Origin of the sequence: Streptococcus sp. 10824 (assembly GCF_013276595.1) — a bacterium.
GTDB classification, from domain to species: Bacteria; Bacillota; Bacilli; order Lactobacillales; family Streptococcaceae; genus Streptococcus; species Streptococcus pseudopneumoniae.
The window spans coordinates 36873-52900 of the sequence record NZ_VMLH01000001.1 but is presented as its reverse complement, the minus strand read 5'-3'; the positions used below and the strand labels follow the sequence as shown (position 1 = coordinate 52900).

Annotated in this window: 18 protein-coding genes; all 18 read left to right on the top strand. The window is 36.5% G+C overall.

Annotated elements, in window-relative coordinates; genetic code table 11:
• The first annotated feature begins 550 nt into the window (after positions 1-550).
• The 18 genes from HT701_RS00265 (at position 551) to HT701_RS11690 (ending at position 15950) form a co-directional block, all read left to right on the top strand.
• Positions 551-724: a hypothetical protein gene (locus HT701_RS00265; RefSeq protein ID WP_000159603.1), complete on the top strand. Its 174-nt coding sequence runs from the start codon at positions 551-553 to the stop codon at positions 722-724.
• A complete protein-coding gene (locus tag HT701_RS00260) occupies positions 721-1500 on the top strand; it encodes a replication initiator protein A (RefSeq protein ID WP_000822769.1) in 780 nt (259 codons plus the stop codon). Before HT701_RS00265 ends, HT701_RS00260 begins: the two co-directional genes overlap by 4 nt.
• Before the next feature lie 98 nt (positions 1501-1598).
• Positions 1599-2957, top strand: coding sequence for a DNA (cytosine-5-)-methyltransferase (dcm, locus tag HT701_RS00255; RefSeq protein ID WP_001210972.1), 1359 nt, complete (start codon positions 1599-1601; stop codon positions 2955-2957).
• A complete protein-coding gene (locus tag HT701_RS00250) occupies positions 2941-3390 on the top strand; it encodes a hypothetical protein (protein ID WP_000645881.1) in 450 nt (149 codons plus the stop codon). The genes dcm and HT701_RS00250 overlap by 17 nt, the downstream gene beginning before the upstream one ends.
• Positions 3383-3763, top strand: coding sequence for a hypothetical protein (locus HT701_RS00245; protein WP_000566541.1), 381 nt, complete (start codon positions 3383-3385; stop codon positions 3761-3763). Before HT701_RS00250 ends, HT701_RS00245 begins: the two co-directional genes overlap by 8 nt.
• A gap of 12 nt (positions 3764-3775) precedes the next feature.
• A complete protein-coding gene (locus HT701_RS00240) occupies positions 3776-4009 on the top strand; it encodes a hypothetical protein (RefSeq protein WP_000840776.1) in 234 nt (77 codons plus the stop codon).
• A gap of 2 nt (positions 4010-4011) precedes the next feature.
• Positions 4012-4599 (top strand): type II CAAX endopeptidase family protein, encoded by a 588-nt coding sequence (locus HT701_RS00235; RefSeq protein ID WP_000821269.1) that lies wholly within the window; start codon positions 4012-4014, stop codon positions 4597-4599.
• Positions 4600-4672: 73 nt separating this feature from the next.
• The gene (locus tag HT701_RS00230; RefSeq protein ID WP_041974923.1) at positions 4673-5317 is read left to right on the top strand and encodes a type IV toxin-antitoxin system AbiEi family antitoxin domain-containing protein; all 645 of its coding nucleotides are present in this window, start codon (positions 4673-4675) and stop codon (positions 5315-5317) included.
• Positions 5317-6153 carry a nucleotidyl transferase AbiEii/AbiGii toxin family protein gene (locus tag HT701_RS00225; protein WP_172931066.1) on the top strand — a complete coding sequence of 279 codons (837 nt, stop codon included), beginning with the start codon at positions 5317-5319 and terminating at the stop codon, positions 6151-6153. Before HT701_RS00230 ends, HT701_RS00225 begins: the two co-directional genes overlap by 1 nt.
• A gap of 282 nt (positions 6154-6435) precedes the next feature.
• Positions 6436-6735, top strand: a complete 300-nt coding sequence (locus tag HT701_RS00220) for a hypothetical protein (RefSeq protein ID WP_000869753.1) — start codon at positions 6436-6438, stop codon at positions 6733-6735.
• Positions 6725-7213 (top strand): hypothetical protein, encoded by a 489-nt coding sequence (locus HT701_RS00215; protein ID WP_000093674.1) that lies wholly within the window; start codon positions 6725-6727, stop codon positions 7211-7213. Before HT701_RS00220 ends, HT701_RS00215 begins: the two co-directional genes overlap by 11 nt.
• Positions 7213-9090: a type IV secretory system conjugative DNA transfer family protein gene (locus HT701_RS00210; protein WP_001841744.1), complete on the top strand. Its 1878-nt coding sequence runs from the start codon at positions 7213-7215 to the stop codon at positions 9088-9090. Before HT701_RS00215 ends, HT701_RS00210 begins: the two co-directional genes overlap by 1 nt.
• Positions 9091-9110: 20 nt before the next feature.
• Positions 9111-9353 carry a hypothetical protein gene (locus HT701_RS00205; RefSeq protein ID WP_000627865.1) on the top strand — a complete coding sequence of 81 codons (243 nt, stop codon included), beginning with the start codon at positions 9111-9113 and terminating at the stop codon, positions 9351-9353.
• Positions 9354-9369: 16 nt separating this feature from the next.
• The gene (locus HT701_RS00200) at positions 9370-10224 is read left to right on the top strand and encodes a conjugal transfer protein TrbL (RefSeq protein WP_001054256.1); all 855 of its coding nucleotides are present in this window, start codon (positions 9370-9372) and stop codon (positions 10222-10224) included.
• A gap of 53 nt (positions 10225-10277) precedes the next feature.
• Positions 10278-10637, top strand: a complete 360-nt coding sequence (locus HT701_RS00195) for a PrgI family protein (protein WP_001097590.1) — start codon at positions 10278-10280, stop codon at positions 10635-10637.
• Positions 10630-12945, top strand: a complete 2316-nt coding sequence (locus tag HT701_RS00190; RefSeq protein WP_172931065.1) for an AAA family ATPase — start codon at positions 10630-10632, stop codon at positions 12943-12945. Before HT701_RS00195 ends, HT701_RS00190 begins: the two co-directional genes overlap by 8 nt.
• A gap of 11 nt (positions 12946-12956) precedes the next feature.
• Positions 12957-15770 carry a phage tail tip lysozyme gene (locus HT701_RS00185; RefSeq protein WP_033705457.1) on the top strand — a complete coding sequence of 938 codons (2814 nt, stop codon included), beginning with the start codon at positions 12957-12959 and terminating at the stop codon, positions 15768-15770.
• Positions 15771-15821: 51 nt separating this feature from the next.
• Complete coding sequence (locus tag HT701_RS11690; protein ID WP_256363417.1) at positions 15822-15950, top strand: hypothetical protein; 129 nt, start codon at positions 15822-15824, stop codon at positions 15948-15950.
• The last annotated feature ends 78 nt before the right edge of the window (positions 15951-16028 follow it).

The window sequence follows — 16028 nt, the reverse complement described above, 5'->3', positions numbered from 1 at the left end:
TTGTTATGACGCGCTTACTTTAGAATAGTACGTTATAGATGTTAAAATATTTCTAGAAATTAATTTGACTTTCCTAATCGATTTGTTCACATCTTGTTTTAATCTACTATATATAGGGTACTTGAAAGGCTATCATCGGACAAAATAAAGAAGGCATGATATAATATAAAGTAGATTTCTATATCATAAAACAAGAACTGTTTGGACATTATTCATTTGAAGATTCTCTATGTTCAAACAATATTAAATTAAATAAGGGGCTCTAAACCCTTGCTACGAAAGGAAAAAACTCAATGGCTACTATTCAATGGTTGGTCTAGAAGATTTAAAATAATAAAACATTGTGAAGTAGAATAAATACTTAAAACCCTTGAAATTCAAGGGTTTTTATTGGTTTAGATTTTAATTATTCACATTGTTATATGTGCTTGATTGAGCAATAATCATCAATAAAAACATTTTTTTGGTGTTGAGTTTGGTGTTCAAATATTTATTATGTTACGGAAAGGAATTTCACAATCTTTCCGTTTTTTTATTTTCTGGAGGAAAAATGACAAAAGAATTACAATCATCACGCTATATTGTCATTTCATTTTTAGTACGTGAAATGGGAATTGATATTGTTGAGGCCATATCTCTTATGGCTGAATTAGAAAAAAGTGGCTTGGTTCGCTTCGAATCAAGTGGAGATTTAATACTCAAAGAACTTGGAGGAACGCTATGAAACGAATTACCGCAAATCAATACCAAACTTCAGAACGGTATTACAAATTACCTAAAATTCTTTTTGAGGATGAGAAATATATGGATATGAAACTAGAAGTAAAGGTGGCTTATTCTATTTTAAAAGATCGTTTAGAATTATCTCTCAGTCGTGGTTGGATAGATGAAGAGGGAGCGGTCTATTTAGTATTTTCTAATTCTAAACTGATGAAGCTATTAGGTTGTTCGAAGTCAAAATTACTGTCCATCAAAAAAACTCTTAAAGAATATGACTTAATTGATGAAGTTCAACAGTCTTCAAGTGAGAAAGGAAGACTAGCTAATAAGATTTATTTAGGGGAATTATCTTCTACCCCAGTAGCTAATTCAAACAGGCCTAGTGTTAAAAAAAGACTAGGGCAGGGTGAAAATGAAACGGCCCCCGTCTCACATTCAGCCCCTAGTGAGACTGAAGTTAGTGAGACTAAATATAGTGAGACTGATTCTTTATTTATTGAGGATGAGGAGGAGAGGGATACTCAACCTATCTTGAAAAGAAAAGTAGAAAAGGTCACAAAATATGATCGAGATTATATTTGGGGATTGGTGCAAGATCAATTTAGACGAGAGGGGTTTTCTGAAACAGCCAGTGAAATTGCTATGACTGATTTTGAGAGAATCTATCAGTATGCTCTTGACAATGTTCGCTTTGTTAGACGAGCGGAAGTACTTGCTGAATTTGTGTTTAATGGCTTGTATTCCGTTTGGAACAACCGTGTTAGAAAAGGAGGTGGTTAAATGTCGCCAATCGAGTGGATATTAGTTATGCTCATTGTCATTTCAAGTGGAGTGACAGTTCTGACAATGATAGTCGATAAGAAAGGGGGGATAAAGAAATGAGATTTATTGATTTATTTTCAGGTATCGGTGGCTTTCGACTAGGAATGGAAAGTGTCGGACACGAGTGTATTGGATTTTGTGAGATTGATAAATTTGCTAGAGAATCTTATAAGTCCATTTTTCAAACGGAAGGAGAAATTGAATTTCATGACATACGAGATGTTTCAGATGACGAATTTAAAAAACTTAGAGGGAAAGTCGATGTCATCTGTGGAGGATTCCCTTGTCAAGCATTTTCAATCGCAGGAAGACGATTGGGATTTGAAGATACTAGAGGAACTTTATTCTTTGAAATTGCTCGAGCGGCCAAACAAATCCAACCACGTTTTCTTTTTCTTGAAAATGTTAAAGGCCTACTCAATCACGATAAGGGACGGACGTTCACCACAATCCTTACCACGCTTGATGAATTGGGGTTTGATGTTGAGTGGCAGATGCTTAACAGTAAGGATTTTGGCGTTCCCCAAAACAGAGAGAGGGTGTTTATTATCGGACATTCTAGAAAGAGAGGTACCAGACTCTTATTTCCTTTCAGACGAGAAGGTCAAGCAACTAACCCTGAGACTTTAAAAATATTAGGGAATTTGAATCCATCAAAAAGTGGAATGAGTGGTAAAGTCTATTATTCAGAAGGTCTTGCGCCAACCTTAGTTCGTGGAAAAGGAGAAGGATTTAAAATTGCGATTCCTTGTATGACACCAGACAGATTAGACAAGAGACAAAATGGTAGACGTTTCAAGGATAATCAAGAGCCAATGTTTACTTTAAATACTCAGGATCGCCATGGTATTGTCGTTGTTGGAGATTTACCAACTAGCTTTAAGGAAACTGGTAGAGTCTATGGAAGTGAGGGCTTATCTCCAACACTGACTACGATGCAAGGAGGAGATAAAATCCCCAAAATACTGATTCCAGAACCAATCCAATTTCTAAAAGTCCGAGAGGCAACGAAAAAAGGATATGCTCAAGCAGAGATTGGGGATTCAATCAATTTAGAAAGACCAAGTTCTCAGCATCGTCGTGGTAGAGTTGGAAAAGGTATAGCTAATACGTTAACAACTAGTGGGCAAATGGGAGTAGTAGTGGCTAGCTATGAAGGAGAAGATAAACAAGTTTACCAAGTAGCTGGTGTTTTAATAGATGGACAATTTTACCGTTTGAGAATACGACGAATCACTCCTAAAGAGTGTTTTCGATTGCAGGGCTTTCCTGATTGGGCTTTTGAAGCTGCTAGAAAAGTCTCTAGTAATAGTCAGCTCTATAAACAAGCTGGTAATAGTGTAACCGTTCCTGTGATTGCCGCAATCGCAAAGAAATTAAAAGAAGTAGAGGAAAAAGATGAAAGCATTAAATAAAGAATCAATACTAGATTGTGATGAATTAGAAACAGAATTACATGACGCAGAAATCAAACAGCTGGATGAACAAATATTTTTGATGCCCAATTATCCATGTGAGTTTGAGGTGACATTTTTAGATGATTACCATAAAAAACACAACTACCCCCTATTTTACGAATCCTATCTTCAAAACATTATGGAATTCCTTGAAAGTCAGGATATAAAGAACGGAGCTGATGCCTTTGTAGATGATCATCAGAATCTTGTTTTTGTTTTATATGGACAAGGCTATAGAGCTGAGGGAAAAGAGGGAATACTTACAACCCAAGTAACTGTAAAAGCTTTTGATGAAGACAAGAAACCGATTAACTTCGCAAATTTATTAGATTCCTTAATCGTCTCAGAATATCAAATGGAACCGAATCTTTGGGAGGTCTCCCATGATTGATCTCTATCTAAGTAAAAATAGCCAAAGAAATCAACTTCTTTTAGACTTCTTCCAAAACTATGGCATCGATGTATCTTGTCATTCAGTTTCTGAAATGACAAAGGACAAATTAATTGAGATGATGAGCTATTCTTCAGATTGTTTCGAGTTTTTATCTCCAAATTTATTACGTTTTAAGAATCGAGATAACCTAAAATTAACAGATTTCATCGAAATGATATTAAAAAATCCTGAACTAACCATCAGACTTCCTCTTGCGGTTTCAAATAAGCGAGTTTATCCAAATCTGAATCTGGAGGAGGCTAGAGCTTTATTGCCAAGAGATACGAAACAATTGATTTACATGGCACAAACACATTATTTATCTAACTAAAGGAGAATCAATATGGCAGAACGATTTTGGGAGAACTTGTCCATTATTTTGGCTGAAAGAAATATCAGCTGGATTGAGTTAACCAGAAAAATGTTTGCGGGAGAGTTTCACTATCCAAGTGAATTGAATCGTTTGTATCAAAAGATTCGTCACTATAAGATGGAACAACGAATGCCTCAAAGTCCATGGGTAGAAAGGATTGTGCAGGTATTAGATTTAGATTATGAAGATTTATTTCGGAGGTAACTATGAAAAGAATAATTCCAGTTTATATATTCCAACAAGTAAATGTCCTATTGGTATCTCTATACTTACTGAAATTTCTTTGTATCGGTGAGTTAACTATACTAGAGATTCTCTATGGAGCGTCGCTCATTTCTTTTTTATGGATGTATGATCAACGCAAACAAGCTCATAAGGTCAATATGAAAACTAGGATGAAATGGCTTGGTGTTGGATTTGTTAGCCTACTGATTATAAGTCTATGTTTTAGCCTAATCCATGCTCAAGGAACCACGAATCAAGCAAACTTAATTGGGCTTCAACATCAAGTTCCTTGGTTTTCATTTTTATTGTTTTTAATCAATGCGAGTATGGTTGAAGAATTTCTGTATCGAGAAATTTTATGGAACTTGGTTAGAAAATTAGATATTCAAGTTGCTTTGACAAGTGTTTTATTTGCCTTAGTACATCATCCAGGAACCATTCTAGCTTGGTGTTTGTATGTTTCATTGGGAATGTTTTTAGGGATGGTGCGCTATAAATCGGATTTATGGGGCAGTATGGGGCTACATTTGGTGTGGAACCTACTAGTTTATAGTTTGATGCTTGTTTAAAATAGGTGGTCTGTCTTACTTATAGATTCAGTTTGAAATAAAAAACTAAATGAATTGATTTTAAAGAAATAAAATGCTAACATATATAGAAGATGTTAGTATTTTGTTTCTAAGAAAGGAGAATGATATGGTTGATAAAAGAGAAAAACTGATGAACTATTTCAATCAGTATGGTTTTTTAACTTTTAAACAAGTAATAGATGAAAATTTACACTACAAAACCTTATTGAAAATGATTACAGAAGGAAAAATCGATGCTGAAGAAAAAGGGCTATATCGCTTACCTGATATTTATTTAGATGAGTGGTTTGTCCTTCAGTATCGATTTCCAAAGGGAATCTATTCTTTGGAGACAGCACTTTGGTTACATGGTTTATCTTTGACTATCCCTTTTAACATGACGATGAGTTTTCCTTATGGTACGAATACCAAAAACATTAAGGAAGCAGATATATGTCCTATTATTTTACGCTCTCACTATAGTGAAGGAATTATTGAAATAGAGCGTCTTCCTGGTCAATTTATTAAAGTTTATGAAGTTGAACGTGTTTTGGTTGAATGTCTAAGACCAGTTCATCAGGTGGATCTTCAAATTATTGCACCAGCGTTTAAGAAATATTTTCAACAGAATCAAATTCATTTACACAAATTATTTTATTATGCCCAACTATTTAAAGTAACTGATAAGTTACAATCTTATACGGAGGTGCTATCTTAATGTTTTCAAATGCGAATAGCTTTAAAGCAAAAATCAAAAATATTTCAAAAGATAAGGGAATTCCAGCTCAACAAGTACAACAACATTATTTAATTGAGCAAGTGTTAAAGATGATTTCTACTAGTCCTTATAGAGATTCCTTCATTGTAAAAGGAGGGTATCTAATAGGTCAAATGATTGGACTAGATAAGCGAACCACAATGGATTTAGATGTCACTCTGAAGGGAACCGAAATGAGCAGAGAAAATTTGATTCATATCTTTGAAGAGATTCTTTGTTCAAAAACTGATGGATTTTCATTTTCAGTAGATAAGCTAGAGCCTATTCGCCAAGATGATGAATATGTAGGATTTTCATTAAAATTAAATGCGACTTTTGATACATTAAAGGAGGTTGTTTTTATTGATATTACTACTGGTGATAAGATCACACCAAGAGAGATAACTTATTCAATGACTTCTATCTTTACTAATGAAAGCATCAAGATATGGACATATAATTTAGAGACTGTACTTGCTGAAAAGTTAGAAACGATCATTAGTAGGGGATTAGCTTCGACACGCCCACGTGATCGATATGATCTTTTCACCTTGTATAAACTTAGAAAAGAAGAGATTAATCTTGAAGTATTAAAAAATGCACTTGAAAATACGGCAGAAAAACGTGAAAGTAAAGATACTATTTATAATTGGGAAGAACAAGTGAGAGGAATTGAAATTTCTGATTATCAGAAAGAGCTATGGATTCGTTATCAACGCCAATTTAAGTATGCTAAAGATATCTCATTTGATAACTCTGTTCAGGTTATTAAGGAAATTATGCAACAAATATTTTAGTACAAAAGTAACTCATTAGTAAAGCAGTGAGTTGCTTTTTTTGTTCCAATAACTCCAAAAATGTGATAAAAATTTCAACTACTCTTATCTATAATAAAGCTACCTGTTCTTTGAAAATTGAATCCACTCCGTCTTGATTAGCGTGCCTGTGTAAGTAGGGACTGAGAGTATTTCCCTGTGAAGGGCAACTGGCACAAGACGTGTGTGAGAATTTTCTAACAGACACGGAGTTTATCGTTACCAGACTTAAACGATGCGACAAACTAGATAAAGGAGTTAATCATGAAAGTAGTAAACTTGTATGATTTGAAACAAATGGGAAATAAAGGTGGTTGTACCATCCAATTGATTCATCACTTTCCCTTTGGTATGGGCTTAGGACATCTCAAAAAAGACTACATTGAATTTAAACGTGTTGGTATCTTTGATGGGAAAGCAGTAGAAGTTACTCTTCGAGAACCTTATTCGAGAGATCTACTGCAGGTTGTCAAGTCGATTAAGCAACGTCAGAAATTGATAGCTTATCGTTATAAAGAAGGAAAGCTGCTATTTGTTAAGAAGGAGGCCTCAGATGTCCTCTGAACAACAGGAACGAATGGCAGTTCAATATGCTGAGCGTAGTCTTTTATTTACTGTAAAAAGTCTTTTAAAGATTCTAGAATGGTCTAGACGTCAGGCTTTAGCACAGGATTCCGCCTATAAGATAGGGGTGCAGAAATTAGAAGAATTGCTACAATCTCCCTATGCGATTGATACGATTAATCTGAAAAAAGATTTTTTAGACAAACCAATTGATATAGAGAAGTTTAAAGCTTTTTTAGAAAAAGAAGAGATTCCTTTAGCCATCGCTTGGCAAGGGGATTCTCTACATTTCTATACGAAAGATCGTTCGATTCTAGACAATCATTTAGACCATCTGCTAGAAAAAATGGTTAATGATCCAGAGAAATTAGCTGATTTTACCATGGATAAGTCATTAGACGATGCAATTGATGAGGCTAAATCCCAAATTACCTTTAGACAAGAAGGAGCCGTCAAACAGAAAGAGATGGTGAGATGATGTACAGTGGAAAGAAATTCCTACTATTCTCACTGTTAGGTATCTTACTAGGCTATCTTTTTCATCGTTTGACGCTTTTGTATGATTCCTATACTGGAAATAGCTTAGATAAATGGACTCATCTTCTGATGGAAGGTCAAGATGAAGTTCTTCAGTCGCCATGGAATGTTTCTTTTACTGGAAAATCAAGTGCTTTTTTTCTACTAGGCTTTGTGATGATGTTGCTGGTTTATCTCTATTTAGAGACTGGCAAAAAACAATACCGAGAAGGGGTAGAATACGGGAGCGCCCGTTTTGGAACTCTAAAAGAAAAGAAGCTCTTTTACGGTAAGGAATTTTCTCATGATACGATCTTAGCACAAGATGTTCGTCTGACATTATTAGATAAAAAACCACCCCAATATGATAGAAATAAGAATATTGCGGTGATCGGAGGTTCAGGAAGTGGGAAGACATTTCGCTTTGTGAAACCCAATCTGATTCAGATGAATAGTTCAAATATTGTCGTGGATCCTAAAGATCACTTAGCTGAGAAAACTGGAAAACTCTTTTTAGAAAATGGTTACCAAGTAAAGGTGTTAGATTTAGTCAATATGAAGAACTCAGATGGCTTCAATCCTTTTCGCTATATAGAGACAGAAAATGATTTGAATCGCATGCTGACGGTATATTTCAATAACACCAAAGGCTCTGGATCCCGTAGTGATCCATTTTGGGATGAAGCTTCTATGACTTTGGTTCGAGCTTTAGCCTCTTACTTGGTCGATTTCTATAACCCACCTAAAACAAGAGAACAGCTCATAGAAGAAAGTCGTTTAAGTCAAAAAGAATACCAAAACTTGTTGAAACGTCAAAAAAAAGAAGTGGAAGAGCGAAAAAAACGAGGGCGTTATCCAAGTTTTGCTGAAATCTCAAAACTCATTAAACACTTATCCAAGGGTGAAAACCAAGAAAAAAGTGTCTTAGAAATTCTATTCGAAAATTATGCTAAAAAGTATGGAACTGAAAATTTTACTATGCGAAATTGGGCAGATTTTCAAAATTATAAGGATAAGACTCTGGATTCTGTTATAGCTGTAACCACTGCTAAATTTGCCCTCTTCAATATTCAAAGTGTCATGGATTTGACCAAAAGAGATACCCTTGATATGAAGACATGGGGCAAGGAAAAATCAATGGTTTACTTAGTTATCCCAGATAACGATAGTACCTTTCGCTTTCTTTCAGCCCTCTTTTTTTCAACCGTATTTCAAACCCTAACAAGACAAGCAGATATTGATTTTAAGGGTCAATTGCCTCTTCATGTGAGAGTTTACTTAGATGAGTTCGCAAATATCGGAGAAATCCCAGATTTTGCTGAACAAACCTCAACAGTCCGTTCTCGGAACATGAGTCTCGTTCCTATTCTACAAAATATTGCCCAACTTCAAGGGCTCTATAAAGAAAAAGAAGCTTGGAAAACCATTCTTGGGAACTGTGATAGCCTAGTATACTTAGGTGGTAATGATGAAGATACCTTTAAATTTATGAGTGGGTTACTCGGTAAACAAACCATTGATGTTCGAAATACTAGTCGTTCCTTTGGCCAGACAGGTTCAGGATCCCTTTCTCATCAAAAGATTGCTCGTGATTTAATGACACCCGATGAAGTCGGAAATATGAAACGGCATGAATGCTTGGTTCGAATTGCCAATATGCCTGTCTTTAAAAGCAAAAAATACAATTCAACCAAGCATCCAAACTGGAAGTACCTAGCCAATCAAGAAACAGATGAACGGTGGTGGAACTATCAGATCAATCCTTTGAATCGAAGTCAAGAAAACCATCTTGAAGGCCTTAGAATTCGTGATTTAACTTTTGAATCTAGTTTAAAATAAAAATAGAAAAGAGGAAATAGATGATTACGCATTTTAAAGGTTTTGTTTATGGAGTAGACGCAAGTGCCATGTTTGCACAAGCTATGTCTTTGTTGCAGAAGGGATTGATTGCAGTTGGTGCCTTTCTCGTTGTTGTAGGGATTGTCAATCTTGCAACCAACATTAAAGATGGTGGACCAGGTGTTCGGAATGCCATTCTTGAAATTGTCGGTGGAGTTATGGTCGGGGCTGCTGGAGCCTTTGTAACCCAGATTTCAATTTAGGAGGATAAACAATGACATGAATCTTAGTTTAGTCTCACCCTTTGTTTACCTTGCATCTGAAAAAATATCAGCTGAAAATTTATTTGAAGGATTTAATGTGGATTTACAATCTACGGTAGATCTGATTAAATCTCTATCTAGCTACAATCCAACCGTTTGGACTTATATGTCTAGTATTACTAAAAGTGTCATGCAGCCTCTTGGAGTTGCGATTTTATCAGTTGTTCTCATCTTAGAATTTTCAAAGATGGCAAAGAAAATTGCTAACTCAGGTGGAGCGATGACCTTTGAAGCATTAGCACCGATGTTGATTAGTTATATTATGGTCGCAGTTGTGATTACCAATACAACTGTGATTGTAGAAGCTATCATCGGGATTGCGAGTCACGCCATTGAACAAGTGGCTTCGATCGTGGCTCACGGTGGGGCAAAGTATGATACCATCTCTGGATTAAAAGGGTCAGGATTTATTGGCCGGATGATTGTGGGCTTTTTCGCCCTCCTCATTTGGCTTGTTCGGATAGTAAGTGCAGCCATGGTTAATCTTTTGGTATCTATTCGATTTATTCAACTCTACCTTATGATCCCATTTGCACCTCTTACGATTCCAACATTTCTAAGTGATGAGTGGAAGTCTATTGGTATTGGCTATTTAAAAAATATTATGGTCTATGCGGTACAAGGAGTTCTTATTTTTCTGATTGTTTCTCTTGTTCCTTTATTTGAATCTGCTGGGAAAATAGCTGTTTCAAATGGTGCAGGAGTCTTGCAATCACTTGCGATTATGTTTGGTAGTTTGATACAAGCTATCTTACTGATTATTGCCCTCGTTGGTTCTCAACGTACGGCGCGCTCAATCTTAGGTATGTAATTAGATAAAGGCTAGGAAGTGATTACTTCTTAGCCTTTTTAGAAAGGAAAGTCATGAATACACGTGTCTTTAAAGACATCTCAAAATACCAACACAGGGCTTGGTTAGGCTTCACCACAAGACAAATCATCTTTGTTTTACCAGCCTTTATTGTCACAATTATTGTTTTGGGCTTGAATCTCTTTTTCTGGCAATTTGGGGATTGGTTTGTTTACGGTTTTGTGTTTGCCTTTACCATCCCCCTCATGCTTTTTGGAGTCTATAAACCCAATGATTTATATTTTGAACATTATTTGAAATACCGTCTTCATTTTGAACTAACGGTTCCCCTACGCACAATTACAGGAAAGAAAGGACCTGAATATGATAAGAAAATCAAATACATTAAAGAAACAGAAAACTTCAATGACTAATCAGAAAGAAGTAGTTAAAGGGAAAAAAGAGGAAGTGTTACCCTCTACAGCGAATAGCCTTGCCTATCAAGCCCTGTATCAAAATGGTCTGATGCAGGTAAAAGAAGATTATTTCTCACAAAGCTATTTACTTGGTGATGTCAATTACCAGACCGTTGGTTTAGAAGACAAGGGCGCAATCATTGAGAAGTATTCTGATTTGATTAACTCTTTAGACGATCAAACCAACTTCCAATTGACCATCTTTAATAAAAGATTGAATTTAGAAAAATTTAGACAAAGTGTTTTGTATGAGGAAAAAGAAGATGGGTATGATAGCTATCGTAAAGAATTGAATCGGATGATGAATCAAAATTTAGACAGTGGTGAAAATAACTTTTCAGCTGTGAAACTGATTAGCTTTGGTAGAAAGGATTCTAATCCCAAACAAGCCTATCGTTCCTTGTCCCAAATTGGAGAATATTTTAAGAGTGGTTTCTCAGAAATTGATGCACGATTTGAATCCTTGGCTGGAGAAGAACGGGTGAACTTGTTGGCCGATATGCTTAGAGGAGAACACCATCTTCCTTTTTCTTACCGTGATTTAACGAGATCTGGTCAGACAACTCGTCACTTCATAGCGCCTAATCTCTTGGATTTTAAAAACAAGAATTACCTACAAATCAATGACCGCTTATTGCAGATTGTCTATGTCAGAGACTACGGTATGGAATTAGGAGATCAGTTTATTCGAGACCTCATGCAAGGAGATTTGGAATTGATTGTAAGCCTTCATGCTCAAAGTTCGACCAAGGCGGATGCCATGAAGAAACTACGAACAAAGAAGACCTTGATGGAATCCCAAAAGATTGGGGAACAACAAAAACTAGCTCGTACAGGTATCTATTTGGAAAAAGTAGGTCATGTATTAGAAAGCAATATCGATGAAGCTGAGGAACTCTTAAAAACCATGACCGAGACAGGAGATAAACTGTTTCAAACAGTCTTCTTGATTGGTGTCTTTGGTCAGGATGAAGAAGAACTTAAACAAGCCCTAGACACGATCCAACAAGTGGCCGGCTCAAATGACCTAATGATTGATAAACTACCATATATGCAAGAAGCAGCCTTTAATAGTTTGCTGCCATTTGGTTGTGATTTTTTAGAGGGAGTATCACGGAGTTTATTAACGTCCAATATAGCAGTGAACTCTCCATGGACTTCAGTAGACTTACAAGACCGTAGTGGGAAATATTATGGTATCAATCAAATCTCAAGCAATATTATTACCATTGATCGTAGCCTATTAAATACACCGTCTGGTCTGATTTTAGGAACATCTGGAGCTGGGAAAGGGATGGCAACCAAGCATGAAATTATCACGACCAAAATCAAGGAATCTGGTGAAAATACTGAAATTATCATTGTGGATCCAGAAGCAGAGTACAGTGTCATTGGACGGGCTTTGGGGGGAGAAATGATTGATATTGCGCCCGATTCCCAAACCTATCTCAATGTTCTTGACTTGTCTGAGGAAAATATGGATGAAGATCCTGTAAAAGTAAAATCAGAATTTCTTTTATCCTTTATTGGCAAGTTATTGGATAGAAAAATGGATGGGAGAGAAAAATCGATTATCGACCGAGTCACCAGACTTACCTATCAGTCATTTAAAGAGCCTTCTTTGGAAGAATGGGTTTTTGTCTTGAGTCAACAACCAGAAGAAGAAGCGCAAAATTTGGCACTTGATATGGAACTGTATGTCGAAGGTTCTCTTGATATTTTTTCTCATAAGACCAATATTCAGACAGGATCTAATTTCTTGATTTATAACGTTAAGAAGTTAGGAGATGAGCTGAAACAAATCGCCCTTATGGTAGTGTTTGATCAGATATGGAATCGTGTTGTTCGGAACCAAAAATTAGGGAAGAAGACCTGGATTTATTTTGATGAAATGCAGCTTCTCTTATTAGATAAATATGCCAGTGATTTCTTCTTTAAATTGTGGAGTCGTGTCAGAAAATATGGAGCCAGTCCTACTGGAATAACTCAAAACGTCGAAACCTTATTGTTAGATCCAAATGGTAGACGGATTATTGCAAATAGTGAATTTATGATTCTCCTCAAGCAAGCAAAAAATGATAGAGAAGAACTGGTTCAACTCTTAGGCTTGTCAAAAGAACTTGAAAAATACCTTGTCAATCCAGAAAAAGGGGCAGGACTGATAAAAGCTGGTTCAGTTGTTGTTCCCTTTAAAAATAAGATTCCTCAAGGTACTCAATTGTTTGATATCATGAGTACAGATCCTGATAAAATGGCTTCTAATTAAGGGGAAGGTAAATGAAGGATAAAAGAGAAATCATACGTGCCCGAAAGGCATTTAGAAGAAGTCTAAAAGATGAGAAGAAATTCTTGAAACAAGGAAAGAAGGAGGTGAGGAAACAGAAAAAAGATTCCGCTGGACTGGATGAAAAAAGATGGAAAAAAGAGATAAAAGAAAAGCTAGAGGAGATGAGAGAAGCTTCAAAGGAGAGAGTAAGACAAGCAAATGAAGACTACAATCATATTCTTCAAAATAGTCCTCCATCTCTTTTGAATCGGAAAGAATTAAGAGACAGACGGTTGCCTCATGCTAGGAAACGATTGAAAATAGCCAAGAAGCAATTTAGAGAAGCCAAGGTAGAAGCAAAAGAAGAAAGAAAAGAGAGTCGTAAAGAAAGAAAAATCAATCAAAAATTTCTCTACGGTCAGGAATCGAAACAAAAATCTAATTTTTTCTTTCAAGGGAAGAGTTTAGAAGAATTAAAAGCTAAGAAAGAAGTCAAGGCCGCAAAAGAGAATCTAAAATCTACTAAACAAGCCTATAAGTCCAAAAAAGTCAGTAGGAAAGCCAAAACTTTTCTTTATGTCCTTGGACGTGAAGGTGGAGAGTTAGCTTCAGAAAATGAAGATTTAGAAGGCTATCGCACACTTCAAGAGACAATTAGAAAAGGGAAACGCTACAGTCGCCTTTCTTATAACCTTGGAAAAGCTAGTGTCAAAACAGGACAAGCAACAGGTCGTTTTACCAAGAAAAGACTGACCAACACAAAAGAGCGATACCATCATTTTAAGGATGGAAAAGGATGGAAACTAGCGAAAGATAAGCCAAGTTCCTTTAAAAATCGGTTTCGAAAATTAAAGAAACAAGGTCTTACAAGTGTCCGAAATATCTATCAAAAACTAAAAGCAGCCTTTTCCTTCTTTACATTTGCGGCTGGAAATCCTGTAACCTGGATAGTTGGAGGAATAGTCTTTCTTCTTTTACTTATAATGAGCTTCTTTTTAGGATTTTCATCTGCTAGTTTGATTCAACAAGATGAATTTGAATTAACAAAAGCTTATACCCACCTAACTTGGGAAGATGCAGAACATACTCGCACAAATGACAAAGGAATTACTTATTACACAAAAGTTGATGATGTGATGGGGTATATGAACTTTAAATTCCATGACTATGAGTTACACAAACCAGTTCACTTATTTAGTTCAGAAACTTACAAGGATTATCTGTCTACTTTGTGGCATGATTTAAACGATGGGGAAGATTTGAAATCCATGCAAGACCTCTATGAAAGTCCTAAGTATAAACTATCGAAAGACGATCAAGAGGAAATTAAGGAACTAAAAGAAGAAGGTGTCTATGCTTCCATGCAGGAATTGGACAATCCATTTGAGGGGAAAAGCAACGAAGATAGTCTAACCATGACTTATCGTTATGGATACTATGATTTAGACGGAAAACCTACTCTTCAGGAGTACATTCTACTAGAAGCGAAGGTTCACCAAACAATTGTCGCACCAATGGATGGTGTTGTATCTCTAGACGGAGATGATGTTATTCTCACTAACGGAAAAGGAGAGAATGAGAGTCGATTGACCTTGTATTCTATTCATAATGGTCGTGCGATTGAGGGGACAAGAGTCCTAACGGGTGATATTATTGGTGAAACACCAGACGATACAGGTTTGAAAGTTTCCTATCAAAAGTATAAGAACAAGAAAGAAAAATTGGTGTATGTCAATCCGCAATTTTATTTTCCAAAAGTCATTCAACTTCAGACAACTATCTTACCTGCCATTGGTCAGTTTGGTGGGGATGAGTTTGAACGAGCAAAACATATTTATGAGTTTTTGAAATCTCAAGGGGCAAGTCCCCAAGCCATTGCGGCAATTTTAGGAAATTGGTCGGTAGAGTCTTCTATTAATCCTAAACGAGCTGAAGGAGATTATTTATCTCCTCCTGTTGGCGCTACCGATTCCTCATGGGATGATGAAAGCTGGTTAGCGATTGGAGGTCCAGCCATTTATAGTGGTGCTTATCCTAATATTCTTCATAGAGGTCTGGGTTTAGGGCAATGGACGGATACTGCAGATGGGTCAACACGGCATACAGCCTTGTTAAATTATGCACGCACCCAAAATAAGAAATGGTATGATTTAGACCTACAACTTGATTTTATGCTTCATGGGGATAGTCCTTACTATCAAAGTTGGTTAAAGGATTTCTTTAAAAATACAGGCAGTGCAGCCAATCTGGCCCAACTCTTTCTGACCTATTGGGAGGGAAATTCTGGTGACAAACTACTGGAAAGACAAACCAGAGCAACGGAATGGTATTACCAAATTGAAAAAGGCTTTAGTCAAACAAATGGAGGACAGGCAAAAAGTGATCCACAATCCCTTGAAGGGGTTCGTGGGGACTTGTATGATCATTCTGTTCCTGGTGGTGGAGATGGTATGGCCTATGCTTATGGACAATGTACATGGGGTGTTGCGGCTCGTATGAACCAGTTAGGCTTAAAATTAAAAGGTAGAAATGGAGAAAAGATTTCAATCATTAATACCATGGGAAATGGTCAAGACTGGGTTGCGACAGCTTCAAGTCTTGGTGGGGAAACGGGCTCTACACCAAGAGCAGGTGCTATTGTTTCTTTTGTAGGAGGTACACATGGTACACCAGCCAGCTATGGTCATGTGGCTTTTGTCGAGAAGGTCTATGATGATGGTTCTTTCCTTGTGTCTGAAACCAACTATGGGGGCAACCCTAACTATACCTTTAGAAAAATCTCTCAAGCAGATAGTGCCATCAGTTTTGCTTATACGACCAAATAGAAGAGTTTACACTTGAAATTGTAGCTATTTAAAGATACAATATGTCTATAAATGAGTGGTCGGCTCATGGTCAATCTGATAGTAATCTTGGACATAAGGGCCAAGCGGTGGCGGACACCAGAACAAAATCCGATAGCAATCTTGGACGTACGGGCCAAGCGGTGGCAGACACCAGAATAAACCGACTGATTAGGTGGCTTACAGGTTCAGTAAGTCATCTTTTTTATATAAAAAATAGCATAAAAATCTAGTTATCCG